Origin of the sequence: Coleofasciculus sp. LEGE 07092, assembly GCF_015207375.1 — a bacterium.
Classification (GTDB): Bacteria; Cyanobacteriota; Cyanobacteriia; order Cyanobacteriales; family Coleofasciculaceae; genus LEGE-07092.
Map to the genome: position 1 here is coordinate 1 of NZ_JADEWY010000039.1, position 17,281 is coordinate 17,281.

Annotated in this window: 14 protein-coding genes; 1 reads left to right on the forward strand and 13 read right to left on the reverse strand. The window is 46.3% G+C overall.

Annotation, left to right across the window (positions count from 1 at the left end):
• Nucleotides 1-36 precede the first annotated feature (36 nt).
• The 4 genes from IQ257_RS11745 to IQ257_RS11760 form a co-directional block, all read right to left on the reverse strand.
• A complete protein-coding gene (locus IQ257_RS11745; protein WP_193882766.1) occupies nt 37-621 on the reverse strand; it encodes a thioredoxin family protein in 585 nt (194 codons plus the stop codon).
• A gap of 593 nt (nt 622-1,214) precedes the next feature.
• Complete coding sequence (locus IQ257_RS11750) at nt 1,215-1,730, reverse strand: chemotaxis protein CheW (RefSeq protein ID WP_193882769.1); 516 nt, start codon at nt 1,728-1,730, stop codon at nt 1,215-1,217.
• A 121-nt stretch (nt 1,731-1,851) separates the two neighbouring features.
• Nucleotides 1,852-5,163: a hybrid sensor histidine kinase/response regulator gene (locus IQ257_RS11755; RefSeq protein ID WP_193873462.1), complete on the reverse strand. Its 3,312-nt coding sequence runs from the start codon at nt 5,161-5,163 to the stop codon at nt 1,852-1,854.
• Nucleotides 5,164-5,233: 70 nt separating this feature from the next.
• The gene (locus tag IQ257_RS11760) at nt 5,234-8,122 is read right to left on the reverse strand and encodes a methyl-accepting chemotaxis protein (protein WP_228060638.1); all 2,889 of its coding nucleotides are present in this window, start codon (nt 8,120-8,122) and stop codon (nt 5,234-5,236) included.
• A gap of 74 nt (nt 8,123-8,196) precedes the next feature.
• Between IQ257_RS11760 and IQ257_RS11765 the strand changes: the two genes are divergently transcribed.
• Nucleotides 8,197-8,337 (forward strand): hypothetical protein, encoded by a 141-nt coding sequence (locus tag IQ257_RS11765; protein ID WP_193873463.1) that lies wholly within the window; start codon nt 8,197-8,199, stop codon nt 8,335-8,337.
• A gap of 29 nt (nt 8,338-8,366) precedes the next feature.
• On the opposite strand, the gene IQ257_RS11770 is transcribed toward IQ257_RS11765, so the two are convergent.
• The 9 genes from IQ257_RS11770 to IQ257_RS11810 all read right to left on the reverse strand — a co-directional run bounded on the left by IQ257_RS11770 (nt 8,367) and on the right by IQ257_RS11810 (nt 17,269).
• Entirely contained in the window at nt 8,367-8,936 is a 570-nt protein-coding gene (locus tag IQ257_RS11770; RefSeq protein ID WP_193873464.1) for a chemotaxis protein CheW, read from the reverse strand.
• A gap of 125 nt (nt 8,937-9,061) precedes the next feature.
• Nucleotides 9,062-9,427 carry a response regulator transcription factor gene (locus IQ257_RS11775; RefSeq protein ID WP_193873465.1) on the reverse strand — a complete coding sequence of 122 codons (366 nt, stop codon included), beginning with the start codon at nt 9,425-9,427 and terminating at the stop codon, nt 9,062-9,064.
• Nucleotides 9,428-9,496: 69 nt separating this feature from the next.
• Nucleotides 9,497-10,747: a response regulator gene (locus tag IQ257_RS11780; protein ID WP_193873466.1), complete on the reverse strand. Its 1,251-nt coding sequence runs from the start codon at nt 10,745-10,747 to the stop codon at nt 9,497-9,499.
• A gap of 775 nt (nt 10,748-11,522) precedes the next feature.
• Nucleotides 11,523-11,897, reverse strand: a complete 375-nt coding sequence (locus IQ257_RS11785; protein ID WP_193873467.1) for a DUF1257 domain-containing protein — start codon at nt 11,895-11,897, stop codon at nt 11,523-11,525.
• 264 nt (nt 11,898-12,161) lie between these two features.
• The gene (locus IQ257_RS11790) at nt 12,162-13,799 is read right to left on the reverse strand and encodes an AAA family ATPase (protein WP_193873468.1); all 1,638 of its coding nucleotides are present in this window, start codon (nt 13,797-13,799) and stop codon (nt 12,162-12,164) included.
• 13 nt (nt 13,800-13,812) lie between these two features.
• Nucleotides 13,813-14,724: a pentapeptide repeat-containing protein gene (locus IQ257_RS11795; RefSeq protein ID WP_193873469.1), complete on the reverse strand. Its 912-nt coding sequence runs from the start codon at nt 14,722-14,724 to the stop codon at nt 13,813-13,815.
• 175 nt (nt 14,725-14,899) lie between these two features.
• Nucleotides 14,900-15,505, reverse strand: coding sequence for a DUF6658 family protein (locus IQ257_RS11800; RefSeq protein WP_193873470.1), 606 nt, complete (start codon nt 15,503-15,505; stop codon nt 14,900-14,902).
• Nucleotides 15,506-15,683: 178 nt separating this feature from the next.
• Nucleotides 15,684-15,821: a hypothetical protein gene (locus tag IQ257_RS11805; protein ID WP_193873471.1), complete on the reverse strand. Its 138-nt coding sequence runs from the start codon at nt 15,819-15,821 to the stop codon at nt 15,684-15,686.
• Complete coding sequence (locus IQ257_RS11810; protein ID WP_228060639.1) at nt 15,821-17,269, reverse strand: hypothetical protein; 1,449 nt, start codon at nt 17,267-17,269, stop codon at nt 15,821-15,823. Before IQ257_RS11810 ends, IQ257_RS11805 begins: the two co-directional genes overlap by 1 nt.
• Nucleotides 17,270-17,281: the final 12 nt, after the last annotated feature.

The window sequence follows — 17,281 nt, forward strand, 5'->3', positions numbered from 1 at the left end:
GTCTCCTTGTCCCCCTTGTCTCCATCATTTCCTTCTTCAGGCACCGTAATAAGCGGGTTCATTCCCAGGCTTCCATTTGATGTTGCAACCGATACTGGGCTTTTGGTCGGAGTCAACTGGAGAGTTTGCCAATACTGCATCAATGGCAGCTCGCAAATCTTTCCCGTTAATGGGTTTGTCGTTACCGGGACGGCTATCATCAAGTTGACCCCGGTAGACTAATTTGCGATCGCTCTCGAAGAGAAAGAAGTCTGGGGTACAAGCGGCTGTATAGGTTTTGGCAGTTTCTTGGCTCTCGTCGTAGCACAAGGGAAAGGTAAATCCCAACTGCTGTGCCATTTCTTTGAGCTTGTCCGGGGCATCGTCTGGGTAGTTGCCGGCATCGTTGGCGCTAATTGCCACAATACCGACATCAGCATTGGCATAATCCTTACCAATTTGTGCGAGTTCCCCCTGTATGTGCTTGACGAAGGGACAGTGACGGCAGATAAACATCACGAGTAATGCCTGCTTGCCCTCAAATGTCTCTAGGGAAATGGTCTTGCCGGATACGGCATCCGACAATTGGAAATTTGGGGCTTTGGTGCCTAAGGGCAACATTGTTGAGGCAGTTCGTGCCATTGTCTAGCTCCTAAATTACGGCGCTGCTATTTATTATTCCTCTACTCTTGCCAAAAATGCCAGAGATGGGCAGCAATATCTGTTGGCTACGGGTAAGAGTGAGTGTTTACCAAATTTTTAGTCATTTATGCTCACTTGCCTATTTTATTAATTTTTTATCAAAATTGCATAATTTTCAAGCAAAAAATCATCCTCATTAATGGCTTATGTCTTGCGGCAATTAGTTAATATATCGAAATAATTTGGTGATAAGCTATTAAACAAATTCGGCTATTTGCAAACTTTTATAGCAACTGCCAAGACGGTTAGGACATATATGAATTTAGTAGAGACGTTCCGGCGGAACGTCTCTACCAGAGTTTGTCCTAAGATATGTGTCCACTGCTATATATGTGAAACTATCGGTTAGGTTTATTGGCTAAAAAAATAGTTTTCCGTTGAGAAAACTTGGTTTGTTATAGGTGTAACGTATCTATTTTTAGGGATAGGATATCCCTGAATTTAACATTTCTGCGTTAGAGGAAGGAGGAAAGGAGAGAACAAATCGTTAACCTTCCCTTTTCCCTCTAAAATAAAACGTGCGATCGCTTAACTCATAAATCCTTAGTCATCTTAGTCAACAAAAGCTCAGTATCTAGCAAAAAGACAGTGAGCGATGCTGAATCTTGGGGAATTACAGCAACATGACGGGCGATATCTACTGTCTCAGAACGGCGGTAAGACTCGGGTAAAAGGCGAACGGCTGATAGCGGTACATCCATTAAGATCGGTGTATCAGTAACGGGAATACCGTAAAGCTCACCCATTTTACTCTGCACGGTGACTAGATAACCCCGTTGCTCAGAGTCAGAGGGTTGCTCAGATTTGAAAAATCGCTGATACAAGTCGAGTACCGTGATTTCTTGATTATCAATATGAGAGACTCCCACTTGCTTAATCCCGCTCCCATACACAGGGGTGCGATTCAACACCTTGTAGACTGATTCAATCGGTAAAGCGAGATTGAGGTTGCCAATGATAAACACAATTAATTTCAGAATAGATGGAGCTTTCTCTGGCTTTGTTTGTTGAAACTCATCAGATTGGGAGTTGACCAAATTACTATTCATAGTCTAGAAAGTACTTGAGAAAACGTGATGATTAGTTTTTGCAGAAATAGGGAGTAGGGAATGGGGAGTAGGGAGTGGGGAGTGGGGAATGGGGAGTAGGGAGTGGGGAGTAGCAAGAGTTCTATTGAATAGATGCTTTCGGGTTGTTTTCACGGATGATGTCTTTGATCGCCCGTAAAAACTCTTGTTCAAGGTAAGGCTTGGTAAAGTAAGCGCTAGCACCGAGCTGCATGGCTAACCATCGATGCTTGTTGCTGCTGCGAGAAGTGAGCATGGCGACGGGAACTTGGGACAGTTGAGAGTCTTGGCGGCGTTGAGTGAGAAACTCAAACCCGTTCATATTGGGCATTTCAACATCGCAAATCACCAACTGCACTGATGCACTTTGCCGCAACCGTTCGATCGCTTCGAGCCCATCCCGTGCCTGCAAAACCCGCAAGCCTGCTCGTTCCAACGTCAGCGCTAGGGTTTGCCGCAGGGCAACGGCATCATCAACTACCAATACCGTAGGAGCTTGAATCGTTCTGCTAGCATCGAATCCCCCAGATCCATCCACCACACTGTCATTAGACAGATCCAAACTAGTATTCGGAGTTGCCTCCGTCGTTTGCCCGTGGGAAAATTCCAGTAAAGCAATAGCATCAAGTACCGGAATCACACTACCATCGCCCAAAATGGTGCAGCCGTAGGCATAACTGGGAGGAGCGATAACAGAACCAAAGGGTTTGATTACCAATTCTTGCTCTGTCACCAGACGATCAATTTCTAGAGCAAACACCTTATGCCCTTGGCGCAACAGAAGCATCGGCAATGCCCACGTCTCCGGAGCAGGGACAGCAACCAAGGCTTTACTAGCAGTGGTTTCTGGTAAGGGGCAGCCATAGTCCAACAAGTCAACGAGTCGATACGCGGGAACCAATTGTCCCCGCCAGTGCAAAAAGCGCTGAGAACCCGATTGTTTGACTTGACCCGCTCGGGGAATGACAATTTCTTCAATACTGTCCGATGGCAGAGCTAGAGCTGTCGAACGGATGAAACAGACCAGTAACTTTGCGATCGTGAGTGTTAAGGGTAGACGTAAGGTAAAGGTTGTTCCCTGTCCGGGTAAAGAGTTCACAGAAATCGTACCTTTAACCGCTCGCAGTTGCGTCCGCACCACATCCAACCCAACTCCCCGCCCAGACAGTTTGCTCACCTGCTCCGCTGTCGAAAATCCTGGCTCAAAAATGAATTCCCATAAGCGAGTCGGAGAAGTAGTCGTCAGTTGGTCGGCAGACAACAAGTTCAGTTCCGCTACCCGACGACCAATCCGGTCGGTATTGAGTCCTTGACCATCATCTTTGACTTCAATAACCGTTTGACTTCCCTTATGATACGCCCGAATTTCAATTTGACCTTGCTCCGATTTCCCCTGCTGACGCCGAATGTCAGGGGATTCTATCCCATGGTCAAAAGCATTCCGCAGCAAGTGCAGTAGCGGATCATAGAGCTTTTCCAGCACCGCCTTGTCCACCAGTACCCCCGTACCCGCCAGTTTCAGGTTAACCGGTTTGGTATAAGTGGTAGACAACTCACGTAATACCCGAGGGAATCGATTAAGTACTTCCCCAATCGGTAACATCCGCGCCCACATCAACTCATCCCGCAGGTGAGTTAGCATTTGTCGCTGGTTTTCCAGAGTGCGATCGGATTTTTTAGCGAACAGGGCAATATCATTAACCGATTCTTCAAGCTGCACCATTTCCTCAAGAATTCCCTGAATCTGGGAATGCACAGCCCCATAGCTGTCCATTTCTAGGGTGTCAAAGTCCGGTAAAGAATGAACTGCCACAGATGCAGGATGAACAGAATTATCCGTTGGCTCGTTCGGATTCGGGAATCGTCCCGAACCCCCGTTACCCTTTCTATTTCTGCCGTCCGGCTTTCTCCAGGCAATTCCGTAACGTTCTGGAGCCATCAGCATTTGGTCGGATAACTCTTGCAAATAGTTCACGATTCCCTGAAATCGAGAAAATCGATTCAGCAATTCCCGCACCGAACCCTGCAATTGCTGGTTTTGCAGAGAAAGACCATTACGGTTAATTGCTAATTCACCCACCAAGTTATTCATCCTCTCGAGTCGGTCTAAATCAACCCGCACGGAAAGGGTAGGGGTGGGAGAAACCTGACTTTGGCGATTGATTGGCGATGTGGGTGTGAGAGTATCGCCTGTTAATTGCCTCGACTGGGATACTATACCCGATACTGGCTCTACCGGAACTATACTACTGTTTGCTGATGATGCAAAACCCACCAAATCTAACTGAGAAACTTCCTGGATAGACGGCAGGTGATCGAACATTTCCTGAATCGATTCAAAGGCTACTTCTAGAGTTTCTGGTGTATCCTTTGTAATGGGGGAAACGTCTGCCTCGACTGCCAGTTCTGGATTAGCTTCTGTTTCAGCAAGAGGAACAGCACTGCCAAAAACCTCTTCTAAGGAGAATGTTTCTCCGATAGTCATCGGAGCATCGTCTGCTACCCATTCTGCGTTTCGGCGAAGCTCAACGACCACCTCAACGACTTCTTGGGTATCGGCAGAGTCGCTAAAGAATTCCGCCAGACCGGAGAGAGTTGATTCTGAGGCAGCCAGTTCTGTCTCAGCAGTAGCATCAGCGAGGGCAACTAAAGCCGCAGAGGGACTCCCCCCCTCGGTTGTATCACCCCCTAGTACCACTTCTCGACTGAGCTGAAAATCAGCCAATGCCAGTTGCGTAATTTCTAAGGCGCGGTTGGGGTGAGTATCGAGGGCGTGTAGAGTTGTTTGGGCAATTGCGCCAAACCCCGGTAGGCTCAGAAACTCAGCAAACCCAGAAAACACCTCGACTTGCGCTCGCAATTCGCCCCCGACTTCATAGTTATCGGGGTGAGCCACAATTGCTTCTAGGCGTTCCAATCCCTCAGCCACATCCACTTCAAAAATTGACGCGGCGAGGCTAACACCTAATTCTGCCGAAGTAGGAATATAGGTGTCTGTTTCCTTCAGGGCATCCCCTAGTCGTTCCTCAATCTGGTCAAAGACGGGAATAGAATTAGCTAAGACTTTCTCAACGTCAAATTGACCTGTAGAAATTTGTGATTTTAGGGGTAAGCTCAGACAATCATAAGCCTGTAAGAGTTGGTTTTCTAGGTCGGTATCAATTTCGACGGTTTCCGAGTAAAGCGCCTTGAAAATATTTTCTAGACGGTGAGCGATTGTAGCGATCGCCTCAAGTTCGACGCTAGCGGCTCCACCTTTCAGGGAGTGGGCGGCTCGCATGAGTTCATGAACTTTGGGCGTGCTGCGCTCTTGTTTAAGAGTAAGCAAACCAGCCTCGATTACCTGCAAGAGATCGGGAGCCTCTGCAATAAAAAACTGATAGGCTTGGTCGCGAATATCAGGATTAATTGACATGGTTGGTCATTGGTTATTAGTCATTAGTCATTTGACAAAGGACAAATGACTAATGACAAAGGACAAATAACTAGTTCAACTTGAACTGACCGACTTCCTGTTGCAGGGTTTGCGCAACTTTTCGCAGTTCTTCAAATGAGGTCGATACGTTGCTAGCTTCTGTTGAAGTCTGAGCAGCAATCTTAGCCACGTTGTTCATGGTTTGGGTCACAGATTCAGAGGCGTGAGCTTGTAACAAAGTGGCTTGGGTAATGGCTTCTACCAAGTTGCTGATCTTGCCGGATGCAGCGGTAATTTTGTTCAGGGAGGTGCGGGTTTCGTCCACGAGTTTCGTACCCTCAACCACCTGCTCAGTACCCGATTCCATGGCGGCTACCACCTCGTTCGTTTCTGCCTGAATACCAGCAACGAGCTTTTCGATTTCGCTGGTTGCATCTGCTGATTGTTGTGCCAGCGATCGCACTTCGTCGGCAACCACCGCGAAGCCCCGACCTTCTTCACCCGCTCGTGCTGCCTCAATAGAAGCGTTGAGCGCCAACAAGTTGGTTTGGGCGGCGAAGGTGCTAATCAGGTTAACGACGGTGGAAATCTTTTGGGACGATTCCCCTAGACGTTTGACTTTTTTCGCCGTTTCTGCTACTGTTTCTCGGATGCCAAGAATACCATCAACAGTACGGTTCATCGCCAAATCCCCTTCTTCCACCGTTTGGGAGGCTTGTTGTACAGCTTCCATGGCTTGTTCGGCGCTGTTTGCAACCAATCGCACGGATTGAGCCATTTCTTGAGCTTGCTCAAGAGCTGACCCAATTTCTTCGGCTTGTCGCAAGGCTTCCGCCGCTAGGGATTGTACCGACGCTTCGTTCAGGGTGGTGGTGTCGGCTACTTTACCCGCAGCGTCTTGTACCTGAAGTACAATTTTCCGCAAGTTAGAAATGGTAGCGTTGTAGGAGTCTGCAATTGTGCCGATTTCGTCTTCCGTTACCCTGGCTCGAATGGTTAGGTCTCCCTTACTAATCGGGTCTACCTCTTTCAGGAGTTCCAAGGCTCGTTTTTGCAAACTTTCTTTCAGCTCCCGCTGTTCTTCCGCCAGGTTTCGCGTTTCTTCAAGTAGGGTAACGCGGTCTAGAGCGAGTCGCATTTGCTCTGCCAAGCGCTTCAGGAAGTCTATTTCAGAAGGCTCCCACTCGTGAGCATCGGTGCAGTAGTGAACGCTCAAGAAACCAAAGGGCTGACCTTGGTTGAAAACCAGAGCATCTAAACTCGCTTTGACTTCCAAGCGTTCCGTGAATTTTAAGTGATCAGCAGGGAAACCCCCTGTCGAAATGTTATTCGTCACGAGCATCCCGCTCTCGCTAAAAACTTCCAGCAAGTGTTGGGCAAGGGGGGGGTGCTTGAGGTTGCTGTTGAGGGCGTGGGGCCAGCCAGACGCCACTGATTCGGCAACAACCTCGCCACTGCCATCTGACTTGAAGCGATACATAACGATACGGTCAGCATTAAAGAGTTTGCGAGCGCCCACCACAACGGTATCGAAAATATCTTGAACGGCTTGCTCACCAAAGGAACGCACACTGGTAACTTCTGCCAACAAGCGGGCTTGTTCAGCCGATAGGGTTTGTTCCCGCACAAACTCCTCTAACTGTTGAGCCATGTTGTTGATGTTAGAACCCAACTCGGCGAGTTCGTCTTCCCCTTCCACTTCCAAGCGGGTGTCTAGTTCTCCCTGACCGATTTTGCTCACCGCACCGGCGGCTGTCACAATTGGTAGTGTGGCTCGGTTGGCAATTAAAGTAGCAACTGCCGCCACCCCCAAAGCGGCTACCACTGTACCAATTGCAAGGGTCAAGAATAACTGATCCTGTGGATCAAACGCAATCTTAGTCGGCGTAGCAATGACCGCTTGCCACCCCAAATCGGGTAAGCCTTCTAGGGGGTGAAACTTGGCATAGGCGAACAGTTTCCTCGTCTTGTCTAGCTCATCGGTAAAGACTGAACTGCCGGTATCCCCTGCCGTAACGAGTTTAGGCAAGCCTGGAAAAACAGGTTCAGATTCTTTGAGAAGTTTATCCTCCTCCCCTTCGGAAGCCACGAAAATTTTCTGGGTTGCGGGGTCAATCAGATAATATTCGTCACCCTCTGTACCGAAGTTTTGAATCAGTTCATCGATACTAGCCATGGGCAGACGAGCGCGGATCACTCCGATAATCTTGCCCGTGACTTTATCTTTAACCGGTGCTCCGATGTTAATAATGGGTTCTTCTGGTAAATCAGAAACAGCAGGAGCAATGGGGCTAGAAATGTAGGGCTGACCGGTTTCGAGTACCTTCTTAAAATATTCACGCTCGCTTTGGTTCGGGAGGGGGTCGCTCTTCGATTTAAGAATTACGTTTCCTTTCAGGTCTACGACTGAAATCAAGTCATAGACCCGGTACGCTTCGATAGTCTCGTTGAAGGCGGCTTCCTTTTCCGCCTGAGTAATCTTATCTCTGTATTCCGGATCGGTCAGAAAGTCACGAGACGCTAATATCTGAATATCCCCGTAACGCTCCCGCATGAAGCGGGCAACCTTGTCTTCCGCACCAGTGGCACGCGCTACTTTGGTTGTAGAAATTTGTCGATAGATAGAGCGGTCAGCGAAATAGTAACCAGTGATACCCGTTAACACAACCGGAATCGTACCAATGGCAATGGCGATAATGGTGGCTTTGGCTCGCAGATTCTGACCTTGCCACCAACGTGTCGGTCGCGTTTGGAGAGAACTGGTTTGAGACGTTATCTTGCTTCCTGCCCACTGTTGTTCAGATGGTTTGATGGCTTTTGATTGTTTAGAGGGGAGAACTTGACCGGCAAGAAAAGAGTCTTCTTTCGCCATGTGACCGTTAACGGCAAGGTCTTTAGAGGCTGAACCTTTACTGTTTGTATTGTTTTGGGACGTAGGATTGGGAGACATTTTAGTCATGAGACAAACCTCATTATTCAAAATTAGGGAGCAGATTGTAAGATGTATAACGTGTAAGACAAAGGCAGCAAAACGTGGCGTTACCGGGAGTAACGCATCAAGCGCAATTTGCAATTCATGGGTTGCAATGGATAGATGGTTCCGCTTCTAAGCGGATGGTTGGCAGAACTTCAGAACGTCGGCTATCAAATAATTTTCTGACTTCTGAGTTTTAACTGCTGATTTCTAGAATTTCCACTAAACCTCACACTTTAGGCATTGACGCAATAATAGCTGCACCATCAAGAACGGCTAACATTTCACCCGTTGATTTCAACCAGTATCCGCGCAAAAAAGGCGTGAGTTTTGGTGTTTCTGAGGATGAGGGCGGAGACTGGATTAAATCGGAATCGCACCACTCAATATCTTCTACTCGATTAACGACTAGTCCTAGCATCTGACTCTTCGTATTAGTAGAAGGTGTTAGGTTAGAGCGAACGTGGAGTACAATTGCTGTGTGAATTGAAGTATGGGTATTTTGCTGATACCAGGGGGTGAGTCCGATTAGGTGTCCGATATCCACAATCCACAGGATTTCACCTCGCCAGTTGTAGACGCCCATCACCCAGGCAGGTCGGTGAGAAATCGGCACAACTTGTCCCAAGGGAATGCTCAGTATCTCCGTTACTTGTCGAACTGGCACCAGTACGTTGGTATCAGGTTCCATATGAAACCGCAAAAATTGCTCGGTGGCACCTGATGCAGGTACAGACGATGAAGCTTTTGTCTGTAGAGATAACGACAGGGGAGCTTGAGCTGATAAAGAGTCAAACATGATAAAGGTGTTAGGTATTCGGTAGTGGGAGGTAGGTGTTAAATGGTAGGCGTTAAACTCACCATCTAACACCTCGTCAACCTTTATGGGTTACGAATCAACCTTTCACGGATAACCTGTCAGGTTTAGACTCGGATGAGCTGCTTGATAGTACGCAGAAATTCGTCTTGATCAATGGGTTTGGCTAGATAAGCATCCGCTCCTTGTTTCATGCCCCAAAATTTATCCATTTCACCTCCTTTTGTAGAGCAGATAACAATAGGAATATTGCTGGTTGATGCCGCTGTTTTAATGTCACGACAGACTTCAAACCCACTGCGACCGGGTAAAACAATATCAAGAACAATGATGTCGGGTCGGTGTTGGTTGATTTTGGATAAAGCTTCTTCGCCGCTGTAAGCAGATACAACATTGATTCCACCTTGCTGCAAGCAACTGGTGAAAATCTGCATATCGGTCATAGAATCTTCAACAATTAGAGCGGTTCCCATGGAATTTACCTCACGAATAACGAGCAGAAAGTGGTTGGTTAAGGGCAGTTAGTTGTCGCAAGTCCCTAACTAATGAACAGTTACACCCTGGCTTAAGTGCTTGCGAAGCACATCGAGCAATTTCCTAGCATCTAGGGGCTTGCTCAAAAAGTCAGAAGCTCCGACAAATTTGGCATGAATGCGGTCGGCTGCGCCATCCTTGCCTGTCAAAATTACAATCGGAGTCTGACGGAAGCAAGAAAGCTTGCGTAACTGTGTACAAATTTCATACCCATTGATATTTGGCATTACTAAGTCTAAAAAGATTAAATTCGGCTTGCGTGCTAAGAGAATTGGAATCGCTCGCAAGGGATCATTGACTCCCAGAAACTGATAGCCTGCTGCTGCGATTACCTTTTCCATCGTGCGAATTACCCAAAGACTGTCATCGACACAGGCAACCAAGGCTTTGGTAGAACTGGTAGTTGTTGGATTTGCCGTTGTGGGTGGTGTTCTTGAAGGAACAGGATTTACCCTTGTAGGTGCCGTTCTCGGAGGAATCGGCGTAGTTGTCGGTGTGGGAACGGGCAAATCAGGAATAATAATGAGTTCTACCCATTTCGCTTGCACGTAGGGTTGGAGGGAACGAGCTACATCGACAATATCCCGCTTGGATTGCACTGCTAGGTCGCGTAAGGTGCGCCGCCCATTAAGCAAATGGGTTAGTGTTTGGTAAACTTGCTCCGATCCGTTTTTTCGCAATAGCTCAGGTTGCTTGATTACAGGTGCTTGGTTTGGAGAACAGCTAACCAGTGGAGTACTCTGCCAAGCCTGCCAAAGTGGTTGAAGTTCTGCAATAACCTGCTCTATTTCAATCAATACCAGTTTCACGGGGAGCGACTGGTTTTTCTGGGTTTGATGGGTCAAATTTGCCGTTTGTCCGAGATCGAACAACGCCTCAACAATGATAGAGCGAATCATTCTAGCGGCTTGTTCTCGGCTGATTTTTTGTTGCCGAACCCATAAACATAACAACTGATAATCCCAGCAATTGGTGGCATCGATACTAGTCAAATCACGCTGCCATGTTGAACCATGACTGGCAATTTGGGGACAGTGAACGGCTAAATTTCTATGCCACCGTCTAACGGAGTGCATTCCGCCTGTTGCATAGACGAGCCTGCCCAGATAGAGATAAAAGCTCCATTGTTGTCCTTGTGCTTGTGTGAACAAAAGTTGACCACTTAGCAAAAGCCGCTGCAAGCTTCTAAGAATCTGGATTGGCTTGAGTGCAGCTAACGAACTGGTAGAAACAACGGAGGGAATTGGTTGAGCTGCCATCAGTAACTCTTCCCATAACTAAGGAGCAGTAAAAGCTTGAGGAATTAAATCTTGTAAGGCTTGAATAGCCTTGACATTCAATCTCTAGAAAGCTTTTGTGGTGACATTACCCTGAATTTTTTGTTAGACAAAGACAAAGATTTTTGTCTGCATTAATGAAGTAGTGCATACCTGAAGCTGGCTCTTGGAGCGCCTTTAATGTTGCGTTGGCAAATGACCCGATTTGACTCTCCAAGAAGTTTATAGAATCACAATTAATTCGGAAAAGGTAGAAGCCCTTAGCACTCTCAACTTCTTTTGGCAAACAGAGAAATATGGCTGTAGTTTCTCTGTTTTTATCCAATAGGCGTTAATTTTATAGAGAACGTCTTACACGTCTTACGCCTCGTCATACAGACTAACTTAATTCTAGATGTTTGTCGAGAGCAATGTGACTCTTCATCAAAAATTATAGCCAAGGTTCTACAAAGCTTTACCAAATTATCCCTAGATAGGAGTAGAAATGAAGTTGGGGTAAAGCGAGGATGTATTCTCGGATACGAAGAGATTATTCTCTAGGAGGGGGTAGCTATTTTATGAATCGGATCAGCTACATTGACTCATTAAAAAATATTCAATACAAAATAAAAAAAAGATAATGAATAGGGAGTAGGGAGTAGGGAGTAGGGAGTAGGTAAGAAAACTCAATGTACGCCACTACGCAAGCCCTATTGTTACCGAAAAATTAAATTTGTGAGTTAACCGTATCTGGAACCTTATTTCCCGAACTCAGTCACTACACCCACCGTCCCACAACTACCCGAACTGTTCCGTCGTCTAACGTTTCTTCCTCCTCCACATTAAACCCCTGCTCCTGCACCGAATGCATCAGCATTTTGTGCCCATACTTCTGATTAATTGAATTGATAAACTCCTGCTGATTAATCCTCGCCCCCCAAAAATCTGCTACCAATTCATAGTTCTCCCCATTGCAGCGAAAACCTAAATCGTAGCCATTCGACTGCCGAATTACATACTCAGCCTGAGTGGTATCACCGTGATAACCCCTTACCCAGGTATCACACTCAACTTGATACCCCAACTCCTGCAACGTTTGATGCAGAACTTCGCCATTTTTAATCTGAACTTTGATAGTTGTAAAGTGAGACATAGGGATTTTAGGTTTTAGAGTTTGGATTTTGGATTTTGGGTTAACAAGTCACAACCCTATTGAAAAAAAGGATAGGAGAGAAAATACTATACCCATTTTGCCACGACTACCCGAATCGTGCCATCTGCCGTTGACATCTTTAATCTGGGTTTTAATTGAAGTGAAGTGTGACATGATCTTAACGGAAGTGTCGGTTTGTAGAACAGGCATCTGTCTATATCATGTAACTACGGATGATGGGTGTATGTTATAAGGATACCCTTATCAATCGACTTCCAGCGGTCCTATTCCGCGCTGAATTGTAAACTGCTTCAACTCCTCTACTAACTGAGTATCATTCGACGCCGTTCTTGCCCCTGCCTCTGCTGCCCAGCGTTTTAGGGCTTCAATTTGATCGCGGGCGATCGCAGCTAAGGGTACGGTTTCCTCAATTGCCCGTAAAATATCTTCAGTGGTAAAGTCCCGGCGCTGCCCATTCACCACAGTTCCAAAAGCTCGGTGCATGGCATCTATAATAACCTGCTCAATCTCAGCACCGCTAAAATCCTCTGCCTGCCGTGCCATTCGCCCTAAGTCAAACTCCCGTAATCTGGAAGGGCGCAACGGCTGTAAGTGTACCTTAAATATCTCCTGCCGTTCCAGTTCCGTGGGCAAATTCAAGAAGAAAATCTCATCAAATCGCCCCTTCCGCAATAACTCCGCAGGCAAAATTCGCACATTATTAGCCGTTGCCACAATAAATACTGGACTTGTCTTCTCCTGCATCCAGGTAATCAAACTACCGAATACCCGCCGAGACGTTCCCGAATCGCCATCAACGCCACCAGCGATATTACCAAACGCCTTATCTATTTCATCAATCCATAGTACACAGGGAGCGATCGCTTCGCTAATTTGAATCATCTGCCGAACGCGACTCTCACTCTCCCCGACAATTCCACCAAATAACCGCCCCGTATCTAACCTTAACAACGGCAATCGCCATTCATGGGCAATGGTTTTGGCAGATAGAGATTTCCCGGTTCCTTGAATTCCCACCAGCAACACCCCTTTGGGATTGGGGATACCGTAGCGCCGCGCCTCTTCCGTAAACGCATCCTGGCGCATCCGCACCCATTGCTTGAGATTCTCCAACCCCCCCACATTCTTGAGGGATTCCCGTGCGGTGAAAAATTCTAAAATCCCCGTTTGGCGAATCGCTTGCTTTTTCTCCTCCAATACCCCATCAATATCGGTTTCATTCACCTGTTGTTTTGCCGCCAGCGCCTTCGCCAACACCCGTGCAATTCTGGCACGACTCAATCCCTGACAGGCTTTAACTAACTGTTCCCGCGCCAATCCCAGAACTTTCAGCTTTTCTGGGGATACCAGTGCGCTAATTAGGTAATCAATTTCCTCTGTATTGGGTAAGGGGAAATCAATTACCGTGACTTCCTCACTCAACTCCGGCGGCACTTCTAAGGTATGACTGGTGAGAATTAAGGTTTTACGAGAACGTTTGAGTTCCTTGGTGAGGTTCTTGAGTTCTCGGATAACTGGCGCATTGCGATCGCTCTGGGGATTCTTCAGAATAAAGTGTAAATCCCGCAATACAAATAGAGTATTCGCCTGGGGGTCAGTTTTGCCAATCCGACTCAGCGCCCCCATCACCGAACCCTTATCTGCCCCATTATCATCCCAACCCCGAACACTATCCCACAGCAACACTTGGCGCTCTGGCTGAGATTGCGAGGCAACGGAGAGCAAAACCTCCTCAATGGGTTCTTCTTCAACGCCAACAATATAAAGTAGGGGATAACGCGCCCGGATCATCAAATCCAGTTGCTCAACCAAAGCTTGATGAGGATTGTCTTGACCTTGGGTCGTATTTGTGGTATTGAGACGATCAGAGTTAGTGAGCATTGGTCATTAGTCATTAGTCTTTGGTCATTTGACCGTAGGCTGTAAACCCAATTGGAAACTCCGTCTTATCGTTATAAAAGGCACCCATTAGGTTAGCATCGGTCAAGTTTACCCCCTTCAGTCTAGCGTCACCTAAATGGGCATCGCCCAAATTTGCTCCTGTCAGGTTAGTTCCCACAAGATTAGTACCACTCAGATTAGCCTGACTCAAATCGGTCTCTTTCAGATTAGCCCAAGTAGCGATCGCTTGACTCAAGTTAACCTCATTCAGGTTGGCTTCACTTAAGTCTATCCCTCTTAAATTACCCCCCTTCAGCTTTGCCCGACTCAGGTTAGCCCGATGCAGGGATGCTTGACTCAAATTAGCCTCTTTTAAGTCTGCCTGACTAAGTTCTGCACCCATTAAGATGGCTCGACTCAAGTTAGCTTGATTCAAATCTGTACCTGTCAAATCGACGTGATTCAAATATGCCCCACTCAGATTAGCCTCGCGGAAATTGGCGTCACTTAAATCAGCCCATTGCAAGCATATCCCGCTCAGATTGGCTTGCCCAAAATTACGTTCTCCAGTTGCGTAACATTGAAGGAGTTTACTACCCAGACTGCTGCTATAGTTGGCTAATGCCGATTCTGCTTGAATGGGTGCGTGTTTCTGTAATAACGAAAAAGCTGTTTGATGAATCTGCCACAAGTCATCTTCTAACGCCTGAATCAGTACCATTAAACCAACTTGACCGTAATTGAGGGCATCATAGAGAGCCGTAAGTCTTACCTGGAGGCGTTCTGGATGTCTCGACTCTTCTGACACAGTGAATCGCCACCGAACCCCTTCTATTCCCCCCAATACCGCCTCTCCCACAGAACTTGAGGCTTGAGTTCCCAGAACCGCATCATCTTTTCTAGGCTGATTGAGATAGTCTGCCATTGCCTATTTTGTATCTGTTCACCTGTAGAGGCAACACTATCATCATATTGGCTTCTTCAGTAATCACAAAGTTAATCCCTAAAAAAATAAGCTGTCGTGGTTTGCAAGTACACAACAGCTAGGACGTATAGACTAGTTAGATTTCTTCAGACTCAATTAGCAGAAATTACGGTAACTAGTCATTCACCGCACGTTTGGCAGACTTAGCCGCTTCCTCAGCTTTGTCTTGAACGGTATCAGACACATCTTCAGCCGCTCGCTTGGTAGACTTTGCCGCCTCTCTACTTGTCCGTTGAGCGCTATCTTTTACATCTTCAGCCGAGCGCTTGGCGAATTTACCTGCATCTTCAGCAGTATCCGCCGTATTACCTTTGATATTTTCGATGCCTCGTTGAGTTCCTTTGGATATGTCTTCAGCTCGATTTTGAGCCGCATCTCGGATATTACCCGCCGCTTTCTGAGCTTGTTTGCCTACAGAGGGAGCATCTTCATACTTATCCTTCTGAAGGTTCTTTTCTACCCGATTAATTAGCGACTTAGTCTTAGCTTGCGTGTCGCTAGTATTCATTCGAGGATCGACATCGCTGTAGTTATTCATCCCACCTTTATAGGGAGATGTTAGAGCACTACCGGGAACGTCTTCCCGAACTTGATCAGCAGTTTTAGCTGATACTTTTTGACCGCCGCAAGCTGTACTAACAAACACGAACATACCCGCGATAAAGACTGTTACCAGTCGAACCCACCGGATACTCTGGAACCAAGTAATGACTCGATTCATAATAAAACCTCCTTAATGTGTTGAAGTTGAATTTAGATTGATAAAGCGCCAACAGCTACATCCAGGACTTATCCCTTTCGCAGTATAGTTAAGATTTGTCTAAGATGCCGTTTTTTCAAAACGTTGGTTAAATGTTTATTTCACGCACTACTCCCAACTTTATGTTGCTAACCGTCCTCTATCGTACAGATGCAGAAGCGATCGCGTCCTCTAGCTGAGGTGGCATTTGGGTTGTACTGAAAACCTGTGATTTTCTAACTGGAGAGAGAGTGACACCGATGACAGATTGTACTGGTATGGGTGAGGAGCAGTACATTATTCCTTGGAAAACTCAGGCAGGGTTTTTTCTGCATCTGCGTCTTGAGTAGCGCATTTGCGCAGTTGAGAAAAAACGCGGTAAGCATCTAAGGCTGTATCAGAGCGATCGCTTGCTGTTTTGTTGTCCATCTTAATCAAATTGTACTGGACATTATCAGCATGAATAGCAAAGGTGATTTTGAAAACTTCAAAGAAAATAATAACCCACTTACATTCCTCTTCTGGGTAAGTGGAATAGTATTGAATCAGCTTCGCAATACAGGTTTCTAAATGAACGCGAGCGTTAGGACAAATTAAGATAAGTTTGAGCAGGACAATCACGAGGGTTAGGTGATGCCCTTGAGACATTAATAAAATAAATAGGGGTGAAGGTTCTTGTTGATCTTCGGTGGTTAGGTATTCGATGAGTCGGTTGCAGGTTCTCAGGAGCAAGGCATCATCGATTGGATCTTCATGATAATCCCTGTATAGACTTTCCAGTTTTTCAGCGAGTTTTTGATTAAAAGTTTTAGCAAAATCTTTGTTTTCAACCGAAAAAATTAAATAGTTCTGCAAGCACCCTTTAAAGTTATCGTAATAAATGCCTCTGGTTTGTTCAAGGAAAATATGAGCCAAATTTTCATAGCTGAAGGAGCCATGTCTAGCGACAATCATTTTAATAAAATGCAAAACTTTATCACCAAGTCCCGTAGGATTGGCGGGAATTTGAGCTTTGTGAACAGCCGATTGAGAACGCGCCGTATACATGGCTAACTCAAACTTAAATTTGTCTTTAAGTTTCTGGGAAAGCGTTCTCGCCGCTTCTCGCTGTTCTACAGGATTTTGGGGATTCGTATATTGAGGGACGAGGAGATAAGATGTGTAACGACTAGACCAAGATTCCTTGTCTGAGGAGTCATGCTTTGAGATAAATAGCTTCAGGTCGTAATATTCTTGTCCTTTGACAAAATTTAATAGCCAGCTTCTCTGACGACTCAGGGTTGGTGATAGGGTTTTCTTGCTTAGATTAACGTCTAAAAATAGTTCAACGAGTTCTTTGCTAGCGTTATAATTTCTTGCGGTATACCAGTTATTGATGAGGATATAGCAAGACCGTTTGAGTGTATCTCGAAACTCTCGCTCGTTATTGGCAAAAATCAGTTCAGATACTGCCTGAATTGCCCTTGGGTTCCCTGTGGATGCATCATAATCAATAAATAACTGTTTAAAGGCTTGCAATGTTTTTTCTGGAGGTTGCTCTCTAACAGTCTCCAACAAAAAGTCATAAATTGTTTCCTGAGCTTGCTGAATCTCAAAACTCAGCCTGTTCAGTCTAATAGGGGACTCAGTATGAGGACTTTCTGAGAGAACATCCCTGATCATGAAAACTTCGGAGGACGCTTGCGCCCCTGCTGAAACTGTAATACTAGCAACTTGATGGCACCCTGCGTCAACGTGGCTAGTCATATGCACGGTAAG